The organism is Huintestinicola butyrica, from assembly GCF_025567215.1.
Lineage (GTDB): Bacteria > Bacillota > Clostridia > Oscillospirales > Ruminococcaceae > Huintestinicola > Huintestinicola butyrica.
The window spans coordinates 74,023-95,404 of the sequence record NZ_JAOQKB010000006.1; the positions used below are offsets into that span (position 1 = coordinate 74,023).

Sequence of the window (21,382 nt, forward strand, 5' to 3'; positions counted from 1 at the left end):
TATGAGCAGAAGGGAAAAAATAATAATTTTTGCTGTTGCGGCAGTCTGTCTCGTATGTTCCGTGATTTTTGTTTTTATTCCGAAAAAAAGCGGCAGCTATGCTGTCATTTCTCTTGACGGCGAAACTGTTATGAAAAAAAGTCTCAGCGACGAGGGCACATTCACCGTCCCTCAGATACCGAATATGGAGTTTGAGATAGCTGACGGCGGCGTTCGTGTAAAGTCCTCCGACTGCCCCGACAAGATATGCGTTAAAACAGGTCTTGTTAGCCACGAGGGAATGTCGGCTGTGTGTATGCCCAACAGGGTAATAGTTACAGTGGAGGGCACAGATGAAAAGTAAAGCAAAATATGCGGCTTTTATGGGCATTGCCCTTGCACTTACCGCAGTGCTTTCCTTTGCCGACAGCTGTATATCGGCAGCCTTTCCCATTCCCGGGATAAGGCTGGGGCTTGCAAATATCGCCATTATCGCAGTTATGATAAGATACGGCATAGTCTCAGGGCTGCTGATGACCCTGCTGCGCTCGGGTTTTGTTTTCCTCACAAGGGGAGTTTCCGCAGCTGTAATGTCACTGAGCGGCGGTCTGCTTGCGTTTGCGGCTGCTGCCGTTCTTATGATAATAATGAAACGCTCCTGCAAGTTTTCCTGCATAATCGCAGCCATGTGCCACACTCTGGGGCAGCTGGCAGCTGCCTGCGTGCTTACGGGAAGCGTTTATACTCTTGCTTATGTCGTTGTGCTAATGCCTGTTTCCATATTTACAGGCTTCCTTACCGGAACGGTGCTTCAGGCTCTGCAAGGGTTTCTTGATGATAGAAAGGTGGTTAAATAAATGCTCAGAAAAACAGGGGGAGTAAAGCTCCCTCATCTGAAAGCGACCGAGAATGAGGCTACTGTGAACCTGCCTCTTTCAAAGGTGCTTACAGTGCCTATGTCACAGTCAATGGGTGCTCCCTGCGATTGCCTTGTGAAAAAGGGCGACACGGTCACAATGGGTATGAAGATTGGCGATTCGGACAAGTTTATGTCCGTTCCCGTTCATTCGCCCGCTTCGGGAAAGGTCACAGATGTGATCGATTACCGCACATCAAACGGCGGAACCTGTAAGGCTGCTGTCATTGAAACTGACGGTTTGCAGACAGTCTGTCCCGATGTAAAGCCTCCCATAATAACCGACCGCAAAAGCTTTCTTGCTGCTGTAAGGGAAAGCGGCTGCTGCGGACTTGGCGGTGCAGGCTTTCCCACTCACGTAAAGCTTGGCTTCGACCCTGCCAAAACGCCCATTGATACTCTTGTTATCAACGGAGCCGAGTGTGAGCCGTACATCACCTCCGATTACCGTGAGTTTATGGAAAACAGTGAGGACGTGACCGATGGTATCAGATTCATTATGAAGATACTCGATATACCAAACTGCAAAATAGGCATTGAAGAAAATAAGCCCAAGGCTATTGAAGAAATGAAAAAACGCACTGCGGATATCAGCGGCGCAGAGGTGGTGTCACTTCCGTCAACATATCCTCAGGGCGCTGAAAAGGTGCTTATATATTCCACCACAGGCAGGACTGTTGCCGAGGGTGAGCTGCCCTCAAATCAGGGCGTTATCGTTATGAACGTATCCACAGTGGGCTTCCTTATGCGGTACATCAGAACGGGTATGCCCCTTGTTTCCAAGCGGATCACCGTTGACGGCAGCGCTGTAGGGGACAAGCGTGGAAATTACCGTGCGGCAATAGGCACTCCCGCTTCCGAGATACTTTCTTTCTGCGGTGCTGACAATATCGGCGAGATACTTTACGGCGGCCCCATGATGGGTCTTTCCCTTGCCGATGAAAATCAGCCGCTTATCAAGGTCAACAATGCTATTCTTGCATTCACAAAGCCCGATGAGCACAAGACCACATCATGTATCCGCTGCGGAAGATGTATAAGAGCCTGTCCTGTCGATCTTATGCCCGTTTCCCTTGAAAGCGCATACGACAGAGGAGACTCGGCAGAGCTTAAACGGCTCAAGATCAACCTTTGCATAAACTGCGGCTGCTGCTCATATGTGTGCCCCGCAGGCAGGCGGCTTGCCGAGAAAAATCAGCTTGCCAAGGCGTATGTGGCAAAGACTGACAAAAAGTCTTCCGCTAAAAAGTGAGAAAGGATATGATAGTGTGGAACTTACAGTAACACCCTCACCCCACATTCATGACAATGTCAGCACACGCAAAATAATGCTCCGTGTGATAATTGCGCTGACACCTGCCTGCATTGCGGGAGTGATAATTTTCGGATACATGGCGTTTATAAACCTTGCGGTCTGTATCGCCTCATGCGTATTTTTTGAGTATATTCTCAGGCGAATGATGAAGCGCCCCCAGACCATTTCCGACATGTCGGCAGTGGTAACGGGAATGCTGCTGGGAATGAACCTGCCGCCCACAATAAATCCGCTGTACGGCGTTATCGGCTCCTTTGTTGCCATAGGCATTGCAAAGCAGCTTTTCGGCGGAATAGGTCAGAACTTTGCAAATCCTGCCATTGTGGGAAGAATAGTGCTTATGCTCTCATTCACCGCAAGTATGTCAACATGGTGCAAGCCTTTTTATTATCTTAACGGTGCAGATGTGGTTACAGGCGCAACGCCTCTTGTTTCAAAGGACGCTGATTATCTTTCGCTTCTGCTTGGCACCACAGGCGGCTGTATCGGCGAGACCTGTGCCATTGCGCTTATAGCAGGCGGAATTTATCTTATTGCCGCAAGGATAATCACACCTCATGCGCCTGTGGCGTTCATCGGAACGGTTTTCCTGCTGACGCTCATTGCAGGCGATGACCCCATATATGCCGTTCTTTCCGGCGGACTTATCATCGGTGCATTCTTCATGGCAACGGATTATGCCACCACTCCTCTTACGGGAAAGGGCAAGATCATCTTCGGCATAGGCTGCGGACTTATCACCTTTGCCATAAGAAAATTCGGCAACTACCCCGAGGGAGTTTCATTCTCAATACTGCTGATGAACCTTCTCGTTCCCTACATTGACCGTCTCTGCGAGACAAAGCCTGTAGGCGCAAAGGCTCCCGAAAAGGAGGCTTCAAAATGAGTATGAAAGAAAAGATAATGCCTCCTCTGGTGCTTACTCTTATCTGCGTGATAACCTCAGCACTGCTTGTTGCGGCGTATAACATAACATATGTTGATACCACAGGCGTTATCACCGACGAACTGGCTTCGGGACTTACGGAGATATACGGCGGTTCAGACGGCTTTGATATGCTGATGAACGATGACGGAACTGTCAAGACCTATGACGGCGTTACCTCGGTCATCACAAACGGCAGCGGCACTGCCTTTGAGATAACCGCTGACGGCTATTCAAAGGGCGGACTTCACCTGCTTATCGGCTTTGACGAAAGCGGAAGCATATGCGGCATTTCGGTCATCTCCATCGGAGAAACTCCGAGTCTCGGCACAAAGGTGCAGAACAAGGATTTCCTCGATAAATTCAAGGGCATATCCTCCGAAGATTATCAGGTGGATAACATTACAGGCGCAACTTATTCCTCAAAGGGAATGAAAGCCGCCGTCAATACCGCTCTTGAGGCATATTCTCAGATGAAGGGAGAGAGTGAGAATGGCTGAAAATAAATATCTTCACGAATTTACAAAGGGCATCATCAAGGAAAATCCCACGCTGGTAACTCTGCTTGGAATGTGCCCCACTCTTGCGGTAACTACCATGGCAAAGAACGGCCTTGGAATGGGACTTGCCACCACATTTGTACTTGTCTGTTCCAATGCAGTCATATCACTGCTGAAAAACGTTATCCCCAAGGCGGTGCGCCTGCCCTCGTTCATCGTTATAATCGCAGGCTTTGTAACGCTTATCGAATTTCTTATGAAAGGCTATATCCCCGCACTGTACAACAGTCTGGGACTGTTCCTTTCGCTTATAACCGTTAACTGCATTATCCTTGGACGGGCTGAGGCGTTTGCTTCTAAAAACAAGCTTATTCCCTCTATCCTTGACGGACTGGGCAATGGTCTGGGATTTACACTTGCACTTTTTGCAATGGGTTCTGTCCGTGAGATACTTGGCGCAGGACAGTGGATGGGAATTGATCTTCATCTTCCGGCTCCTATGACCATTTTCATCATGCCCGCAGGCGGATTTTTCGCTCTGGGCTGCATAATCGCACTGGTGAACAAGCTGGCAAACCGCAAGCCTCCTCAGAAGATAGGCTGCGGGAACTGCCCTAATGCTTCTGCCTGCGGCGGCTGCGGAAAGGAGGAAGTATAATGAAAGCGATGCTTGTTATACTTTTCAGCGCAATGCTCACCGACAACTTTGTCCTTTCAAAATTCATGGGCATCTGCCCCTTCCTCGGCGTATCAAAAAAGCTTGACAGCGCTGCGGGAATGGGTGCGGCGGTAACTTTTGTAATGATATGCGCCACTATATGCACATACCCCATTTACACACTTCTTCTTGCTCCCTTTGGACTGGAATATCTTAAAACAATAGCATTTATCCTGATAATCGCACTTTTCGTTCAGCTGCTCGAGATGATAATGAAAAAGGTTCTGCCCGCACTTTACAATTCGCTGGGCGTGTATCTGCCCCTTATCACCACAAACTGCGCAGTTCTGGGCGTGACCATTCTCAATATCGACAACGGCTATACCTTTGGTCAGTCCATTGTTGATGCGCTGGGAGCAGGTCTGGGCTTTACTCTTGCACTGCTCATATTCAGCGGAGTGCGTTCAAGAGTTGAAAAGGCAGATGTGCCTGAGACTTTCAAGGGCGTTCCCGCAACGCTTATTGCAGCTTCGATAGTTTCCGTAAGCTTTATGAGCTTCTCGGGAATGGTCGAGGGAATATTCGGCTGATGGAGGAGATAAAAAATGTTTGAAACTTATATTCTTCCCGTGCTGATGTTTGCTGTTATGGGACTTGTGGCAGGAATTCTTCTTACAGTGGTGTCAAAGCTTTTTGAGGTAAAGACCGACCCACGAACCGAAGAGGTAAACGAAGCGCTTCCTCAGATAAACTGCGGAGCCTGCGGCTACAGCGGCTGCTCCGATTATGCCAAGGCGATAGTTGAAAAGGGCGCTCCCACAAACCTCTGCCGCCCCGGCGGAGCAAAGGTGGCTGCCAAGGTGAACGACATAATGGGCGGCGATGCTTCCATGGAAATTTCCAAGGAAATAGCCGTTGTAAGATGCTCGGGCGACTGCGATACCGAAAAGCACACCTTTGATTTTGACGGCGTGCAGACCTGTGCCAATGCAAAGCGCTTTTACGGCGGAATGTGGGGCTGCAAATACGGCTGTATCGGTCTGGGCGACTGCGTAAGCGTCTGTCCCAATGGGGCTGTCAACGTGGAAAACGGACTGGCAAAAGTTACTGCCGAAAAATGTGTGGGCTGCGGACTTTGTGCCGATGCCTGTCCCAACAATATCATTGATATGCGCCCGTTCGGTCAGGCTGTTGACGTTATGTGCAGCTCGCACGATATGGGCAAGGCAGTAAAGGCAGTGTGCAGCAGCGGCTGTATCGGCTGCAAGATATGCGAAAAGCAGTGCGAGTTTGACGCTATCCACGTAACGGACAACCTTGCACGCATTGACTACAGCAAATGTACCGCCTGCGGAAAATGCGCCGCAAAGTGCCCGGTTCATGTTATCCATATGGATAAATAAGACCTTATTATAATAAAAAACAGAGCCGAATTTCGTAAGAAACACGGCTCTGTTTTTTAGTTCGAGAATTTTTTCAGCGCAGACGGGATATAAAGTGAACCGCCGATTATAAGCAGTCCCGTATCTCCTGCACATACATATGCCCTGTGATATGCCTGTGCCAGCGAGACACATTCGGCTTCCTTGAAGCATTCCGCAAGCTTTGGGGCAAAGACTGTTTTGGGACAGAAGCCGTCAATGCAGAATGCTTTGTCGATGTAAGGGGAGATGTATGACAGCGACTTCTGCCAGTCCTTGTCGCCGCTCATGCCGCATATCATGATCTTGGGGTACTGTGGGAGTGTGGCGACAAATTCGGAAAGCGCTTTCATTCCGTCGGGGTTGTGTGCGCCGTCTATTATAACCATGGGGGACTTTTGCCTGATTATCTGGCAGCGGGAGGGGACTATTGCTGTTGCGATTCCCTTGTGAAGAATATCGTCCGTTAGCCGTGGGTAGTGTTTTTTCACTATCTGAGCGGCTTCTATGGCGGTTATGGCGTTATAGACCTGGTGCTTTCCTGCCATTTCGGTGGTGTATTTGCTGCCCTTGTAGGTAAATCCGCAGCCGTCAGCGCCGAGATGAGTTATTTCAAGCTTTGATGTTTCGGGGATAATGACCTTTGAACCGTGTACCTCCGCCTGATCTCTCACTGTCATAATAGCCTTCGGCGGATTTTCGGGATAAAGCACAACGGGGCAGCCGTCCTTGATGATGCCTGCTTTCTGATAGGCTATCTTCTCAATAGTGTCGCCCAGAATGGCAGTGTGGTCAAAGGAAATGGACATTATCACCGAGCAGATATTGTCCCTGATAATGTTTGTACTGTCGTAAAGACCGCCCATTCCCGTTTCAAGCACGACCACATCGCACTTCTGCTCAGCATAGTACATGAATGCAATAGCGTTTGTTATCTCAAACTGGGAGTAGCCTGCATTGTCATTTTCAAGTATGGGCTTTATGATGTCAATGAGACGTGCAAGCTCATTGTCGGGTATCTCCTCGCCGTTTATCTTTATCCTGTCGTTGTAGCGGTAAATAAAGGGGGAGGTGAACTCACCCGTTTTGTAGCCCGCCAGCGTAAGAGAATTTGCCAGCATTCTTGTTGCCGAGCCTTTTCCGTTAGTGCCTGCAATGTGGATAAATTTCAGGTAGTCCTGAGGATTTCCCAGCTTGTCAAGAAGCAGGGCAAACCTTGCGAGACTGGTAACGGGTGTGCCCGATTTGGTGTACTTATCAAGAAAATTTACTATTTCGCCGTTCAAAGGGAACATCTCCTGTTTTATTATGCCTGACTGTTAAGGGCGGCTTTTATTTTTTGCGAAAGCTCGTTGGCTTTTTCTGTCATGTAAGGGCTGGCAGCCAGCATAGGGCCGCCGATGTCAAGATATTTGCCTGCATTGAAGTAATCTCCGCAGAGGTAAAAAAGCTCTGCCGTGTCACAGAACACAACGCCGTGAATATACCTGTTCAGGGGCTTGGTGCTGTTTACAGCTTCCGACTTGATGAAAGTATTTACCTTGTTTTCAAACTCATTTTTCATAAGCTTCAGGTCAAGAGCCTTGCGGTAATTGCCCCTTGCTTTTTCGTTAAGGATAACGATATTCAGCGCAGTTGAGCAGCAGAGGTAATTTTTCTCATAGCAATGCTCGATAAAGGGAACAGCGTCCTCATATGCCCTCATAACGCTTTCGTTATCACCGATCAGGTCGTAAAGGCTGAGAGTATCATCATAAAAGCTCATTCCCGCTTCGGGGTACTCCGCAAATCTGGAGCGGTCAATGGAATTGAGCAGGCTTATGGCTTCGTTGATCTGTCCTCTCATCATATATGTGTCGCAGAGCAGCAGGGTAAGCTTTGTTTTATCGGCATAATTGCCTGCTTCGCCTATCTTCCGATAAAGCAGATCTACAGTGCGGTCAGAGATGAAATCGTTCTGCATGGTTTTATATGCGTCCATAACGCTGGGGCCGTAGCCAGCGGGAATAACTTTCTTTCTTATGATGAAATATCCGACAACGTCTGCCGCAAGGATAATCATGAAAACAGCACTGAGTGCGGCATGGTCGCCCGATGACACAGCACGCAGCAGCCTTGTTATTACCAGCACCACAAAAATAACTATCGCACTGATAGTGGTGTAGGACTTGACAAGCGTTGTCTGCATTTTGTAAAGCTTTTCCATTTTTTCATTTGTTATCTCTATCATTGTAATACCCCTTTTTTGTCAATATATTTTCATCTCTTCCGCCAGCCTGTGATAAGCTTATTGCCATCAATGCAACATGTTTTTTCTATCTGTTCGTCTGTTATATTCCTCATGTCAGACCTTGTATTCCGTCAGACTGTAGCCGCCCTTTTCAATGTCTAATACCTCGGTATATGGCTTGCCGTCAATATATATCCACCGCTCAATGTAATCGGGAGACAGCTCAAAAACACGCTCGCTTTCCATAGATGAATACAGATCAAATGAGCCTTTATAACATTCCTCAAAAGCACTGCGGAAGGCTTCATTTTCAAGAGGTCTGCCGACTTCACGGCAAATGCCCTCTATCTGGATATTGTCGATGCACAGTGCCGCACAGGGATTTGCTTTGAGCTGCGCATATTTTCTCATGTTCATATCCGTCTGAAAATAAAATCTGCCGTCAATGAGCACAACGCTCATCATTCTGGAGGATACTTTGCCCTCGGACGAGGTGGAAAGCACCATCTTTTTTGCTTTGCCGAAGTTTTGATAAAATTCCGCCAGTTTTTTGCCAAGCTCTGTCACAATATCACGCCTTTTCTTTGTTTTTTGAGATGCAGATAAGCACGGCTAAGAACATAAATGACAGACCCCATGTTTCGCCGCCAGAAAACATTTTTGCAGGCAGGGGAGAGCTGCATACAGCGTTCAGAACAGTCTTGATAACGCCGAAAATAACATACAGCACAATAGGGCCGCAAAGTATCCATGCCTTTGATATGTCAATGACCTTTTTTGAAACCAGTCCTATATAGGCTATTGCCACCATAAGGTCAGCCGCAGTCTGCCATATTGTGGTTATTATAAAGGGCATGATCAGTATGGGTGTGAAATACTTATCTATCTGCTCGGGAGAAAGTCCTGCGTCAGCCGCTGCCTTAAAGCCCATGATAGCCATGCAGCAAACGCTGTGTATGCCGAAAATTCCCAGTGACATCATTCCTGATCCAAAGCCGAAAAGCTTTCTGAGCTTTGAGGGCTTGCCGTCCAGCCTGTCTGTTATGTAGGAAAGCATGGCTCTTGAACCCAAAAAGTAGCCTATCATGGCAATAATGCCGATGAAAAATGACAGCTGATAATAAAGCATTGGTACCTCTGTGATGCTCATGCTCATCATTCCGTTTATGGCGTAAGGCTCGCCCTCGCCACGGAATGAAAGCAGTATGTCGCCAATTCCGCAGAAAAACATTCCGATAAACCCAGCCAGCAGGTACGCTTTTCTCTTGTTTTCGCTTACATATCCCATAATAAAATTCTCCTTTGAAATAAAAATTCCGCCGCCCATGAGAGCAGCTGTTAAATTTGATTATGTTTTATACAACGCCAAGCTTTATTATGTCCGAAAAAAGCCCTGCAAAAATGCAGAGCTTTTATACTATCATTTCTTTTTGCAAGGTTATTATATCACAGCAGGAAAGATATGTCAACGCTTTGCGAACAATTTCCGAGCAATCTGTTTACAGCCTGCATAGCTGTAAGTCTATGGTTACCTTTTGCAGTTCAGCTTTGAGTAAATAAAGGTATCCCGCCAGATAGGTCTGCCGTTTTCGTCCTTTGAGAAATAAACGCTTTCCCGCAGGTGAGCTTCACGCATAAAGCCAAGCGCTTCAAGCAGCTTCCATGAGGCTGTGTTCATAGTGTCGCATTCGGCATATATTCTGTGCAGACCTTCGCCGAAGGACTTTTTTATCAGGGCGGCACAGCATTCCCGAGCGTATCCGTTTAGGCGGTATGCCTTGTTGAACAGATAACCCAGCTCTGCCGTTTCAAACTCACGCTTGCCAAGATAAAGGCTTCCTATCAGTTTGTGCTCTGATTTCAGCTCGGCGGCTATCATTTCGTCGGAATCCATCATTATATCCAGGCTTGCCGTCGCTTCATTCATGCTCATCGGGGGATATGGCTCATATTTGACCGTGTCAGGGTCGGAAACATACTCATAAAGGTCGTTCAGGTCGCTCTTTTTAAATCTGCGAAGTATGAGCCTGTCCGTTTCGGTGAAAATAATATCGTCGTTCATATGTTCTCCTTTTTATGTCAGTACATCAATTTCATCAGTGGCGGGCGGCTCAAATATCCGTCCGAACTTTTCCGCCAGACCGCTGTCAACATAATATGCGTTCAGCCTGCCCGCACTGATGTCGCTGTTTCGCTTTTCAATGCGCCTGTGCCATTCTTCATCGGTTATGTTAATGTAGTGAAACTCGTTTTCTATGCCGTGTGAATTGTAAAAATCCCTTGCAAGCTCACGCTCGCTCTTCGTCCAGAAGCCCCAGTCAAGGATAACATTTGTACCTGTTTCAATTATTTCAAGGGACTTGTTATAAAGGTAATTTTCTGCCCGACAGACGTAATCGTCCAGCTTTTCACTCGCTTCATTACCGAAAAGTGCAAGGGTTATCTCATCAACGGAAAGTATCACGGCACTGTATTCAAGCCGAAGCTTTTGTGCGTAGGTGCTTTTACCGCTGCATATTTTGCCGCAGGTCATTATTACTTTTGGCATATCAGGCTCCTTTCTTTACATCTTTATATTGTGACAGTTTTTGTTACATTTAGTATCTTGTGTACGCTCTGTTATAAAAATATTATATCATTTATGTAATAAAATGTCAATAAAAAACTGCCGCATAGGAAGAATTTCCCAGCGGCAGAATGAAGTTATATAATTACTTGGAGAATGCAGCGATAGACTGCTCTATCTTTGCCATCTTGTCAAGAGCCTTGGCAAGCTTTGCCTTTTCAGCCTCGACCTGCTTTTCGGGAGCCTTTGCCATAAAGCCGGGGTTATTCAGCTTGCCCTGAGAGAAGTCGATATCCTTCTGAACAGCTGCCTTTTCCTTGGCAAGTCTTGCAAGCTCCTTCTCCTTGTCAACAAGGTCATCAAGGGGAATGAAAATTCTTGCGGAATGGGTTACGGCTGTTACGGAGTCGGGAATATCAAAGCTTGCGCCTATCTCAACAGAGGAAGCGGAAGCCAGCTTCTCAAAGAAGATGATGCCCGACTTGAAGATATCTGCGTCGGCAGTTTCGATGTAAAGCTTTGCCTTTACAGAAGGAACTACGTTCATTTCGGAACGGCGGTTTCTTACTGCCTTGATAGCGTCGATTATCTTCTCGAAAGCCTCTTCCTCAGCGGTGAATACCAGCTTTTCGTCAAATACGGGATAATCGGAAAGCATTACGGGAACGTCGCTGTCGTCGATAGCAGACCATATTTCCTCAGTGATAAAAGGCATAAAGGGGTGCAGTAGCTTGAGCATTCCCTTCATTACCCAAACGAGAACTGTCTGAGCAGCAGCTGCGCTGTCGCCGCCTGCCTGGATACGGGGCTTTGTCAGCTCAATGTACCAGTCGCAGTAAACGTCCCAGATAAAGTCGTAAAGCTTCTGACACGCAACGCCCAGCTCAAATGCTTCGAGGTTCTGGTTTACTTCCTTGGCAAGGGTGTTGAACTTGCTTATTACCCACTTATCCTCCATTGCAAGATTTTCGGGGAGACCTGTGAGCTGGAAGTCATCGGGCAGGTTCATCATGATAAATCTGGAAGCGTTCCACAGCTTGTTTGCAAAGTTTCTGGAAGCCTTTACCTTGTCCTCGATGTAGCGCATATCATTTCCGGGAGCATTGCCTGTTGCAAGCATAAAGCGGAGAGCGTCTGCGCCGTACTGGTCGATGACCTCCAGAGGGTCGATGCCGTTGCCCAGAGACTTGGACATCTTTCTGCCCTGAGAGTCTCTTACCAGACCGTGGATAAGAACGGTATTGAAAGGAGCCTTGCCCATATTCTCAATGCCGCTGAACATCATTCTGATTACCCAGAAGAAGATGATATCATAGCCTGTTACCAGTGTGTTTGTGGGATAGAAATACTTAAGGTCTTCAGTGTTGTCGGGCCAACCCAGTGTGGAGAAAGGCCACAGTGCGGAGGAGAACCATGTGTCCAGAGTGTCGGGATCCTGTCTCATAGGCTTGCCGCACTTGGGGCAAACTGCGGAGCTTTCCTTTGTAACGACCATCTCGCCGCAGTCGTCGCAGTAGAATGCGGGTATCTGATGACCCCACCATATCTGACGGGAGATGCACCAGTCACGGATATTTTCAAGCCAGTGATAATATATTTTGTCAAAACGCTCTGGAACGAACTTTGTCTCGCCATTCTTTACAGCGTCGATAGCAGGCTGTGCAAGAGGCTTCATCTTAACGAACCACTGAGTTGATACCTTAGGCTCAACAGTAGTGCCGCAGCGGTAGCAGGTTCCAACATTGTGCTCGTGATCCTCAACTCTTACAAGGAAGCCGCCCTTGTCAAGGTCCTCAACTATCTTCTTTCTTGCCTCGTATCTGTCCATGCCCGCATAGTCGGGATAATCTGCGATTATCTTTGCATCATCGGTCATAACATTGATGATAGGCAGATCGTGGCGCTTGCCCACCTCAAAGTCGTTGGGGTCATGGGCAGGGGTTATCTTAACAACGCCTGTACCGAATTCCATGTCAACATAGTCATCGGCAACAACTGGGATCTCTCTTCCTACCAGAGGGAGGATAAGTGTCTTGCCGACAATATCCTTGTAACGGTCATCGTTGGGGTTTACTGCAACTGCGGTATCGCCCAGCAGAGTTTCGGGACGGGTGGTAGCAAGCTCAACATATCCGCTGCCGTCCTTGAGAGGATATCTCAGGTGCCAGAAATGGCCGGCCTGATCCTCGTAGGTAACTTCCGCATCTGAAAGGGTGGTCTTGCAGTGGGGGCACCAGTTTACTATTCTCTCGCCTCTGTAGATAAGACCCTTTTCGTAGTATTTTACGAAAACTTCCTTTACAGCCTTGGAACAGCCCTCGTCCATGGTGAAGCGCTCTCTTGACCAGTCGCAGGAGGAGCCGAGCTTTTTGAGCTGCTCAACTATGCGTCCGCCGTACTTTTCCTTCCACTTCCAAGCACGCTCCATGAAGCCCTCTCTGCCGAGATCTTCCTTGGTGATGCCTTCTTCACGCATAGCGGCAACTATCTTTGCCTCGGTAGCGATAGCGGCGTGGTCTGTTCCGGGGAGCCACAGAGCGCTGTAGCCTGACATTCTCTTCCAGCGGATAAGGATATCCTGGAGAGTTTCATCAAGGGCATGTCCCATGTGGAGCTGACCTGTTATGTTTGGAGGGGGAATAACGATAGTATAGGGCTTTTTCTTTGAATCAACTTCTGCACGGAAGCAGCCGTTGTCCATCCAGAATTTGTAGATCCTGTCTTCAAATTCCTTAGGGTCATAAACCTTTGACAGTTCTTTTTTCATTTTCTTCTTTCCTTTCGTATCGGCATTTCGGCATAAAAAAACGCCCCGAAGCCGATTATTGGCTTCAGGACGGAGATATCCGTGGTACCACCTGAATTCGCTGGGTCACAGCGCACTCATTATTCCGTAACGGGGAATATCCGCCGCAGACTACTTTAAAAGTTCACCTGCGAAGCTCCGAGGCTACTTCTGCATACACCGCATAAAGACTTGCACCGACCGTCTTTTCTCTGAATGCGGGAGATAGGCATACTCCTCCTCATCACAGCATTTGCTTAATGAAAATTATAGCATGGGGCAGGGGATTTGTCAAGGGATTTTTTCTCTTTATTCCATTGTCTTTATCTTTTTATTGTAAAGCCTTTTGAAAAGTATCACCGATATCACGGCAGAAAGTATCTCGGCAATGGGGAATGTGAACCATACCGTATAGCAAAGCTCGGGGGAGATTTTTGCTATTGCCGCAAATATCCATGCAAATGGGAATATGAACACAAGCTGCCTGCAAACGGAGACTATCAGCGATTCTATTCCGCCTCCCAGTGCCTGAAAGATACCCTGAAAGGCTATGTTTGCACCTGCAAACAAAAAGCTCAGGGAAACTATCCTCATGGCGCTTATGCAAAGCTCCGATGTTTCTCCCGAAAGTCCGAACACAGCCGAAAACGGTGCTGCAAATATCTCTGCTGCCGCAAGTCCGACAAGCATCATTATTGCGGTGTAAAGATGACCGCATTTTATTCCGCTGATTATGCGCTGTTTGCTGCCCATGCCGTAGCTGTAGGAAACGATTGGGGTTATGGCATCACGTATGCCGAAAGCCACGAAAAGCATTACCTGCTGTATCTTGTAGTAAAGTCCGTATGCCGTTACCATTGCGGTGCTTATGCCGCCAAGCACAAGGTTCAGTCCGTAGGTCATTACTGACATGAGCGCCTGAGCTATTATGGCAGGCAGACCTATGGCATAGATCTCGCCGATAGTTTTTCCTGACGGCTTTATGCAGCTGAGCTTTATTTTTACGTTCACGTTGAATTTCAGGTGGAAGATAAGTCCTGTTACAAATGAAAGTATCTGACCGATAACGGTTGCATATGCCGCACCCTTTACGCCCATTTCGGGGAAACCCAGAAGTCCGTATATAAGAATAGGGTCAAGGATAATATTCGCCACAGCGCCTATTATCTGTGCAATGGTCGAAAAGCCCGAGTGTCCGCCTGCCTGCAGAAGCTTTTCAAAAACTGAGAAAAATATTATGCCGAATGAGAACACGCAGCATATGCCAAGATACTCGTTTGCCATTTCCGATATGAGCGGGTCGCTTGTCTGGCTGGAAATGTAGATATTCGTTCCAAACAGACCGAAGATGATAAACATCAGAGATATTACGATGCCAAGAAAAACCGCATTTCCCGCAGCCTTGCCTGCCTTTTCCTTTTCGCCCATGCCAAGGCATTTTGAGACGAGCGCATTGACGCCCACGCCTGTTCCGATAGAAACTGCCACCATAAGCATCTGCATGGGAAAAGCAAGGGTAAGCGCATTGAGTGCGTCCTCGCCGTACTCTGCCATGTTGGATACAAATGCGCTGTCAACTATGTTATAAACTGCCTGCAATATCATAGACAAAACTATTGGTATTCCCATTGCAAGCATAAGCTTATTTACGGGCATTTCTTTCATTTTGTCCGTTTTTCTGACCTGTTCCATAAATACACTCCTTAGAATAAATAAGAACCCGTCTTCACAAGCATATGCGCACGTCTTTTCGGCAAATTTTGCCGCAGACTGCGTTAAAAATCCTTGCCGGGCGAAAGCCCGCCTGCGGATTTTTGCCTACTCTGCAACAAAATTATGCTCGAAAATCCGCACACATTTCTTATGAAGACAGGTTCTAAAAAAAGTGCAGCTAAAGAAGTAAGATCGGACTTACGTTCTTTAGCTGCACATCTTATTTAATAATTATACTCTTTTGCGTTTGTGATGTCAAAGCGACTTTTGTACAAATTTATTTGCCGGCCTGAGTTTTTTGAGCTGCATTATGCACAATCACATATTTTCAACAGGCTCGATACCCAGGATATCAAGGTGCTTTACTATCATCTTTCTGGTAAGGGCTGCAAGAGCAAGCCAGCTTGAACGCTTGTTCTCGTCAGGCTCGCTGATGATGTGGTTCTCGTGATAGAATGAGGAGAAAGCCACTGCCAGCTGATATGCGTTCTCGCAGATGTAGTTGGGAGCCTTTTCGTTCATGGCGTGCTCGATAACATCGCCTGTCATTATCATTTTCAGGATAAGGCTGCGCTCTGCTTCGCTGTAAACGCCTGTGAGACGGGGAGTGATGCCCTCAGCCTTTTTCATGATCGAGTTTATTCTTGAAACGGTGTAGAGAAGATATACGCCTGTCTTTCCGTCGGTGGACATGAACTTGTCAAGGTCAAAAACATAGTCCTTGGAACGGTGGTTGATAAGGTCGCCGAACTTGATGGCTGCCATGCCTATCTTTCTTGCGTATGCCTCTCTGTCCTCGCCTGCAACAAGAGCAGAATCCTTCAGACGTTCAAGGGAAGCGTTGGTAACGGTCTCGATAAGGTCGGAAAGTCTCATAACTCCGCCGTCACGGGTCTTGTAGGGCTTGCCGTCGCTGCCGTTCATGGTGCCGAAGCCGAGGAATTCAAGCTCAGTGCTGTCGGGTACAAGCTGTGCAAGGCGTGCGCAGCGGAACACCTGAGTAAAGTGAAGCTCCTGACGGTTATCAACAACGTACCAGATCTTGTCGGGGGCAAAGTCTTTGTTTCTCTGAATAATGGTTGCAAGGTCGGTTGTGGCGTAAATACTGGAATTATCGGACTTGCGGACGATAACGGGAGGCATGGGAGCCTTGTCGTCCTGCTTTGCGACGTCAACAACAAGTGCGCCATCGCTTTCACGGGAGAGGTGCTTGTCCTCCAGTATCTTCATAAGCTCGGGAATGTATTTGTCAGCGTCACTCTCGCCGTACCAGTAATCAAAATCAACGCCCAGCTTTTCATAGTTGCTTTTCAGGTCGGCGATAGAAACACGGAGTATCTCTTTCCAGAGTGCGATATAGCCTGCTCTGCCGCTCTGAAGCTCAAAGGTGGCAGTGTGAGCCTTTGCTTTGAAATCATCGTCTTCCTTGCTCTTCTTGCTGGCAAAGGGATATACCTCGCAGAGAAGCTCAGCGGAAAGGGGAGGAACGCCGTCAGACTCCTTGAAGTCCTCGGAGAAGCACTTCCAGTCGGGATATCTTTCGGAAAGCTCTGCGATTACCAGACCTATCTGAAGACCCCAGTCGCCCAGATGAACATCGCTGTAAACGGTGCAGCCGCAGGCACGGGCAAGTCTTTTCAGGGATTCGCCGATGATAGCCGAGCGGAGATGACCGATGTGCAGGGGCTTTGCAACGTTGGGTCCGCCGTAGTCGATAACGATCTTTTCCTGCTTGTCAGCCTGAGGAACGCCGCAGAATTTATCGCTGTCAATGCCTGCCGCAAGGGAGAGCATATATTCGTCGCTGAGGGTAAGGTTCAGGAATCCGGGCTTTACGGCTTCCGCCTTGGCAAAGATCTCCTCGCTGCTGAGGACTTCCGCAACCTCGGAAGCGATGGCAATGGGAGACTTTCTGTAAGCCTTTGCAGCCGCAAAAGCACCGTTGCACTGGAACTGGCACAGGTCAAGACGGTCAGAGGGAGTAACAACGCCCGAAGCCTCGGGATAGCCGCATTTAACGAATGCAGCGGTAACGATATCTGTAAGAGCCTTGGTAATAGTCTGCATTTATATATCCATCCTTTGTACAAATCATATATAGCTTGATTTTACCATATACTTTATGATATGTCAAGTAAGATGCAAGCATTTGGGCTTGTTTTCGCCTTACAAAAAATCCTCCACTGTTTTCAGTCTGCCCACAATATGATCCACACCGATATTGTCAGCCGCAGCCTTTCCGTTGGAAAAATAACATGTCTTCATGCCAAAGGCCTTTCCACCCGCCATATCGGAGGACATGGAGTCGCCGATTATTATGGTTTCGCCTGGCATAATAGGCTTTTCACGTCCATCGTTCAGTATCTCAAAAGAGCGGGCAAAAAATTCCTCAGACGGCTTTGATGCACCTATCTGCTCGGATATAAAGAAATAGCTGAAAAACTTCTTCATGCCTGCCAGTTCAAGGCGGTGCAGCTGCTGGTCATAAGGCCCGTTGCTTGCCGCACAAAGTATGTACTTTCCGTGCAGATATTCCAGCAGCTCATATGCCCCCGCAACAGGTATGGCGCTTTCGTTAAGAGCATGGCGGAAATACTTTTCAAAAGTCTCTCCGTCAAATTCTATCCCAAGGGAATGAAAAATGTTGTTCCACCTTATCTGTTCAAGCTGGGGAAATGTGATGGTGCCCTTTTCTATCATGCGCCAGAGCTTGTTATTTTCAGTGGTAAAGATGTCATACATATACGGTTTGTAAGGTTTTAATCCAAAATGCTCAAAGCCCGTTTTCATGGACTGCTTCACGTATTCCTCAAAATCAAGCAGAGTGTTGTCAATATCAATAAATACAGCTTGCATAGCTTTCCTCACAATCATTATTTTTGTGTTGCGCTGTTTTGATTATATCATTGCTTTTTTGTGATGTCAACGAAAAATATTTAAAGAAAGCTCTTGACAACGTGAGTTTCGGGTGCTATAATACACTTGCAGTCAAAGCTGTAACAGTTTGAACTGCAAATATCAACAAGAATTGGAGTTGGGAAGATGCGTACTGTTTCCTGCTGAATTTTAAGGTGCATATGAAAATTTTTAAAGCGCATTTTATATGCGTTAGTTTCAGTGCGCCATTGCAGGAAAGATGTGCATATTCCCGACTTTTATATTGATACGGTGCATTGTGTCCCTATGCGCCTTATTCGGTGTAACTGCCGCAGGAGATGAGCTTTCCTGCGGCTTATTTTTTTGCATCGGAGGCGCATATTATGTCAGTTATAAATATCACAGACCTTACTTTTGCCTATGAGGGCAGCTATGACAACATCTTTGAACACGTAAGTTTTCGCATTGATACCGACTGGAAGCTTGGCTTCACGGGACGCAACGGTCGGGGAAAAACTACATTTTTGAATCTTCTTCAGAGTAAATTTGAGTACAGCGGCAGCATTTCCGCTGATGTTGATTTTGAGTATTTCCCTTATGAAGTCAGCGACAGATCGGCTGATGCAATAGATGTTATCGGCGGGATATGTCCTGATTACGTTTACTGGGAGCTTGTCCGTGAAATGAATCTTCTCGAAATTGATGAGGAAGTCCTATACCGCCCCTACTCGACCCTTTCATTCGGAGAGCAGACAAAGCTGCAGCTTGCGGCAATGTTCCTGCGGGAGAACAGCTTTCTGCTCATTGATGAGCCTACAAATCATCTGGATATGCACGGAAGAGAGCTGCTCAGCCGATATCTCAACAGCAAGAAAGGATTTATACTTGTGTCTCACGACCGCACGTTCATGGACAGCTGTGTTGACCATATCCTTGCCATAAACCATGCGGATATTGAGATAACAAAGGGCAATTTCTCCGTATGGCTGGAAAACAAGGAGCGCAGAGATGCTTTTGAGCTTGCGGAGAATGAGAAGCTTAAAAGCGAGATAAAGCGCCTTGAAAAGACCGCTGCCGAAAAGGCTGAGTGGTCGGACAGGGCGGAAAAGCGAAAGATAGGCTTTGACCCGACCAAGGTTGAAAAAAGCCTGACCCGACGGCCGACAGAGGCAGCAAAATCCAAAAAATCCATGAAGCGTGCCAAGGCGATCGAGTACAGATGCAGCAGGGCGATAGAAGAAAAATCCGCACTGCTCAAAAACATTGAAAGGGCAGATGCTCTTAAAATAAAGCAGGAGGATTTTCACGCCGATACTTTGGTGCAGTTCAGGAATGTGTCAGTGGAGTTTGGCGGCAGAAAAATTTTCAGCAGTCTTAATTTCACCGTTGAAAAGGGCGAGCGTGTGCTGCTTATGGGCACAAACGGCTGCGGAAAATCCACTGTGATGAAGCTTATCTGCGGTCAGGATATCCCTCACGGCGGTGAGATAATTATCGGCAGGGGACTGAAAATATCCTACGTTTCTCAGGACGCATCGGAGCTTTCGGGCAGCTTGTTTGACTTTGCACGTCAGCGAGAGATTGATGAAAGCCTGCTGTTTGCTATTCTGCGAAAGCTGGATTTTGCCCGTGTCCAGTTTGAAAAAAACATGAGCGGATTCAGTTCGGGGCAGAAGAAAAAAGTCCTGCTGGCGGCAAGCCTCTGCGATTCGGCGCATATCCACATCTGGGACGAGCCGATGAATTATATCGACGTTATCTCACGTATGCAGCTGGAGCAGCTTATCATACAGTACCGACCCACTATGCTTTTTGCGGAGCATGACAAGGCATTCTGCGACGGGATAGCGGATAAGGTCATAACATTCTGAAAAAATCGGGAGCTGATGATCTTCGCATCGGCTCCCGATCGTATTTGCGTGTTTATGAAAGAATGGGCTGGAGCTGTCTGCCAGACAGTGCGGCTGCGGCGGCTTCGGGAAGCTTTGCAAAATCAGCCACCACCGATGTGGGCTTTTTGATGAAATCGTCCTGCCTGAACGGAACAAAGCAGATGTTCTTTATGTTAAGCAGTGTTCCGATATTTTTTGCCGAGGCGGACAGTGCGTCGTTGGTGGAAACTGTGATAAGTACAGGTCTCGCATTGCGCAGGTGTGATTTAACTGCCATTGTCACGGGTGTGTCGGTTATGCCGCAGGCGAGCTTTGCCAGCGTATTTCCCGTGCATGGGGCAACTATAAGCAGGTCGAACATTTTTTTCGGACCTATAGGCTCTGCCTGTGGTATGGTGTTGATAACGCCTCTTCCGCAAATGTTTTCGGCGGTCATGATGTTTTCCTCGGCTGTGCCGAAGCGGGTGTCAAGTGAAGAGGCGTTGTATGACATTATGGGGGTCAGCTCAGCCCCTGCGGCTTTCAGCTTTATCATCTGCTCAAATGCCTTGGAAAAGGTGCAGAACGAGCCGCACATGGCAAATCCGATCTTTGCTCCGCTGAGGGGTGATATGCTGTCTGTCAAGATGTTCACCTCCTTGTAAAAGGTGTGTATGTTACTTTCGTTCGATGAGTATGTTTTCGATAGCCTTGCCGATTATCTTTCCCGAGCTTATGGGTGCGGTCTTTCCAGGTAGGGACAGCGCCCATATGGCACGAAGCCCCATTCTGCCTGCGGCTTCAAAATCCATGCCGCCGGGCTTTGAGGCAAGGTCTATCATAAGGCAGCTTTTGGAGCATTGGGACAGTGCGCTTTCATCAAGGACAAGGTGGGGGACAGTGTTGAAGATAAGCTCCGAGTCCGAAAGAACACCAGAGCTTTTAAGCTCTGATATATGTATGGTCTTGCAGCCGAATATCTCAGCCCATGCAAGGTCGGAGTATTTTCTTGCGCATACGGTCATCTCTGTTCCGAAGCCGCTAAGTATCCTGATAAGCGCTTTGGCGATGCGTCCCATTCCCAGGATAAGCACCTTTTCTCCCGCAAGGGTTACAGCCTGTTCCTCAAGTGCTATCTGCACGGCGCCCTCTGCTGTTGCACGGGCGTTGAGGACGGACAGCTCCTCACGCTCAAAGTAGTCGATGACCTCTATCCCCTTGGAGGAGAATATCTCACGCACCTGCGGGGATATCCTGCCGCCGAAAACGATGCCGCCGTCCCTCACCTTGCCCGAAAGCTCTTTGAGGGATATGGTGCCTCGGTAAAATGGCGTGCTGAGTGTAATGCCGTCCGACGAGGGCGGCAGGGGAAGCACCAGATAATCGGTGCGCTGAGGGACGGACATAACATTGTCTGCCACTGTGATTTTGTCTGATGTAAAAACGTTTTTGTCAAAGCCGACGGTATAGACCCTGTGCTTATCCCCAAGCTGTTCGGCAAGGGCTGAAAAACGCATATCTCCGCCTGCGATAATATATGTGTCGGACATGGCGCATTTCCTTTCCTGAATAATGGGCATTTATCCTGCCCTTACACATTATATGCGGAGCAGTGCGCTGCGGTTC

21 protein-coding genes and 1 other annotated feature are annotated in these 21,382 nt (G+C 47.8%); of the genes, 9 read left to right on the forward strand and 12 right to left on the reverse strand.

From position 1 onward, the window contains the following. Position 1: 1 nt before the first annotated feature. From OCV68_RS08135 to OCV68_RS08170, 8 genes are read left to right on the forward strand one after another with little or no spacing between them, the layout of a single operon-like run. A complete protein-coding gene (locus OCV68_RS08135; RefSeq protein ID WP_178086046.1) occupies positions 2-343 on the forward strand; it encodes a NusG domain II-containing protein in 342 nt (113 codons plus the stop codon). Next, positions 333-836 (forward strand): Gx transporter family protein, encoded by a 504-nt coding sequence (locus OCV68_RS08140; RefSeq protein WP_262571989.1) that lies wholly within the window; start codon positions 333-335, stop codon positions 834-836. Before OCV68_RS08135 ends, OCV68_RS08140 begins: the two co-directional genes overlap by 11 nt. Next, the gene (gene rsxC / locus OCV68_RS08145) at positions 837-2,147 is read left to right on the forward strand and encodes an electron transport complex subunit RsxC (protein WP_262571990.1); all 1,311 of its coding nucleotides are present in this window, start codon (positions 837-839) and stop codon (positions 2,145-2,147) included. Then, on the forward strand, positions 2,107-3,096 hold the full coding sequence (locus tag OCV68_RS08150) for an RnfABCDGE type electron transport complex subunit D (RefSeq protein WP_262571991.1): 990 nt from the start codon (positions 2,107-2,109) through the stop codon (positions 3,094-3,096). The genes rsxC and OCV68_RS08150 overlap by 41 nt, the downstream gene beginning before the upstream one ends. Beyond that, positions 3,093-3,635 carry an FMN-binding protein gene (locus OCV68_RS08155; protein WP_262571992.1) on the forward strand — a complete coding sequence of 181 codons (543 nt, stop codon included), beginning with the start codon at positions 3,093-3,095 and terminating at the stop codon, positions 3,633-3,635. Before OCV68_RS08150 ends, OCV68_RS08155 begins: the two co-directional genes overlap by 4 nt. Continuing rightward, the gene (gene rsxE, locus OCV68_RS08160) at positions 3,628-4,293 is read left to right on the forward strand and encodes an electron transport complex subunit RsxE (RefSeq protein ID WP_262571993.1); all 666 of its coding nucleotides are present in this window, start codon (positions 3,628-3,630) and stop codon (positions 4,291-4,293) included. The genes OCV68_RS08155 and rsxE overlap by 8 nt, the downstream gene beginning before the upstream one ends. After that, positions 4,293-4,883, forward strand: coding sequence for an electron transport complex protein RnfA (locus OCV68_RS08165; RefSeq protein WP_022475969.1), 591 nt, complete (start codon positions 4,293-4,295; stop codon positions 4,881-4,883). The genes rsxE and OCV68_RS08165 overlap by 1 nt, the downstream gene beginning before the upstream one ends. 15 nt (positions 4,884-4,898) lie before the next feature. Beyond that, the gene (locus OCV68_RS08170) at positions 4,899-5,696 is read left to right on the forward strand and encodes an RnfABCDGE type electron transport complex subunit B (protein WP_022475968.1); all 798 of its coding nucleotides are present in this window, start codon (positions 4,899-4,901) and stop codon (positions 5,694-5,696) included. A 56-nt stretch (positions 5,697-5,752) separates the two neighbouring features. Here the strand turns inward: OCV68_RS08170 and OCV68_RS08175 are convergent, their stop codons facing one another. From OCV68_RS08175 to OCV68_RS08220, 10 genes are all read right to left on the reverse strand, one after another. Further along, the gene (locus tag OCV68_RS08175) at positions 5,753-7,000 is read right to left on the reverse strand and encodes a bifunctional folylpolyglutamate synthase/dihydrofolate synthase (protein ID WP_262571994.1); all 1,248 of its coding nucleotides are present in this window, start codon (positions 6,998-7,000) and stop codon (positions 5,753-5,755) included. 20 nt (positions 7,001-7,020) lie between these two features. Further along, positions 7,021-7,944, reverse strand: coding sequence for a hypothetical protein (locus tag OCV68_RS08180; RefSeq protein ID WP_262571995.1), 924 nt, complete (start codon positions 7,942-7,944; stop codon positions 7,021-7,023). A gap of 114 nt (positions 7,945-8,058) precedes the next feature. Further along, positions 8,059-8,511, reverse strand: a complete 453-nt coding sequence (locus OCV68_RS08185; protein ID WP_262571996.1) for a pyridoxamine 5'-phosphate oxidase family protein — start codon at positions 8,509-8,511, stop codon at positions 8,059-8,061. Between the two features lie 4 nt (positions 8,512-8,515). Beyond that, a complete protein-coding gene (locus tag OCV68_RS08190) occupies positions 8,516-9,232 on the reverse strand; it encodes a DUF6796 family protein (RefSeq protein WP_262571997.1) in 717 nt (238 codons plus the stop codon). 240 nt (positions 9,233-9,472) lie between these two features. Next, positions 9,473-10,006, reverse strand: coding sequence for a GNAT family N-acetyltransferase (locus tag OCV68_RS08195; RefSeq protein WP_262571998.1), 534 nt, complete (start codon positions 10,004-10,006; stop codon positions 9,473-9,475). A gap of 12 nt (positions 10,007-10,018) precedes the next feature. Continuing rightward, a complete protein-coding gene (locus tag OCV68_RS08200; protein ID WP_262571999.1) occupies positions 10,019-10,492 on the reverse strand; it encodes an AAA family ATPase in 474 nt (157 codons plus the stop codon). A 163-nt stretch (positions 10,493-10,655) separates the two neighbouring features. After that, positions 10,656-13,277, reverse strand: coding sequence for a valine--tRNA ligase (locus OCV68_RS08205; protein WP_262572000.1), 2,622 nt, complete (start codon positions 13,275-13,277; stop codon positions 10,656-10,658). 62 nt (positions 13,278-13,339) lie between these two features. Then, positions 13,340-13,552 (reverse strand) — a binding site (T-box leader). A gap of 52 nt (positions 13,553-13,604) precedes the next feature. Then, entirely contained in the window at positions 13,605-14,987 is a 1,383-nt protein-coding gene (locus OCV68_RS08210; RefSeq protein ID WP_262572001.1) for an MATE family efflux transporter, read from the reverse strand. A 339-nt stretch (positions 14,988-15,326) separates the two neighbouring features. After that, positions 15,327-17,075 carry an arginine--tRNA ligase gene (argS, locus tag OCV68_RS08215; protein WP_262572002.1) on the reverse strand — a complete coding sequence of 583 codons (1,749 nt, stop codon included), beginning with the start codon at positions 17,073-17,075 and terminating at the stop codon, positions 15,327-15,329. Between the two features lie 99 nt (positions 17,076-17,174). After that, positions 17,175-17,864 (reverse strand): HAD family hydrolase, encoded by a 690-nt coding sequence (locus tag OCV68_RS08220; RefSeq protein ID WP_262572003.1) that lies wholly within the window; start codon positions 17,862-17,864, stop codon positions 17,175-17,177. Between the two features lie 404 nt (positions 17,865-18,268). On the opposite strand from OCV68_RS08220, the gene abc-f reads away from it, so the two are divergent. Beyond that, the gene (gene abc-f, locus OCV68_RS08225; protein WP_262572004.1) at positions 18,269-19,756 is read left to right on the forward strand and encodes a ribosomal protection-like ABC-F family protein; all 1,488 of its coding nucleotides are present in this window, start codon (positions 18,269-18,271) and stop codon (positions 19,754-19,756) included. A 52-nt stretch (positions 19,757-19,808) separates the two neighbouring features. Here abc-f and OCV68_RS08230 read toward each other — a convergent pair whose 3' ends face one another. Further along, on the reverse strand, positions 19,809-20,405 hold the full coding sequence (locus OCV68_RS08230; protein WP_262572049.1) for a dipicolinate synthase subunit B: 597 nt from the start codon (positions 20,403-20,405) through the stop codon (positions 19,809-19,811). A 28-nt stretch (positions 20,406-20,433) separates the two neighbouring features. Next, the gene (locus tag OCV68_RS08235; RefSeq protein WP_262572005.1) at positions 20,434-21,336 is read right to left on the reverse strand and encodes a dipicolinate synthase subunit DpsA; all 903 of its coding nucleotides are present in this window, start codon (positions 21,334-21,336) and stop codon (positions 20,434-20,436) included. Between the last annotated feature and the right edge of the window lie 46 nt (positions 21,337-21,382).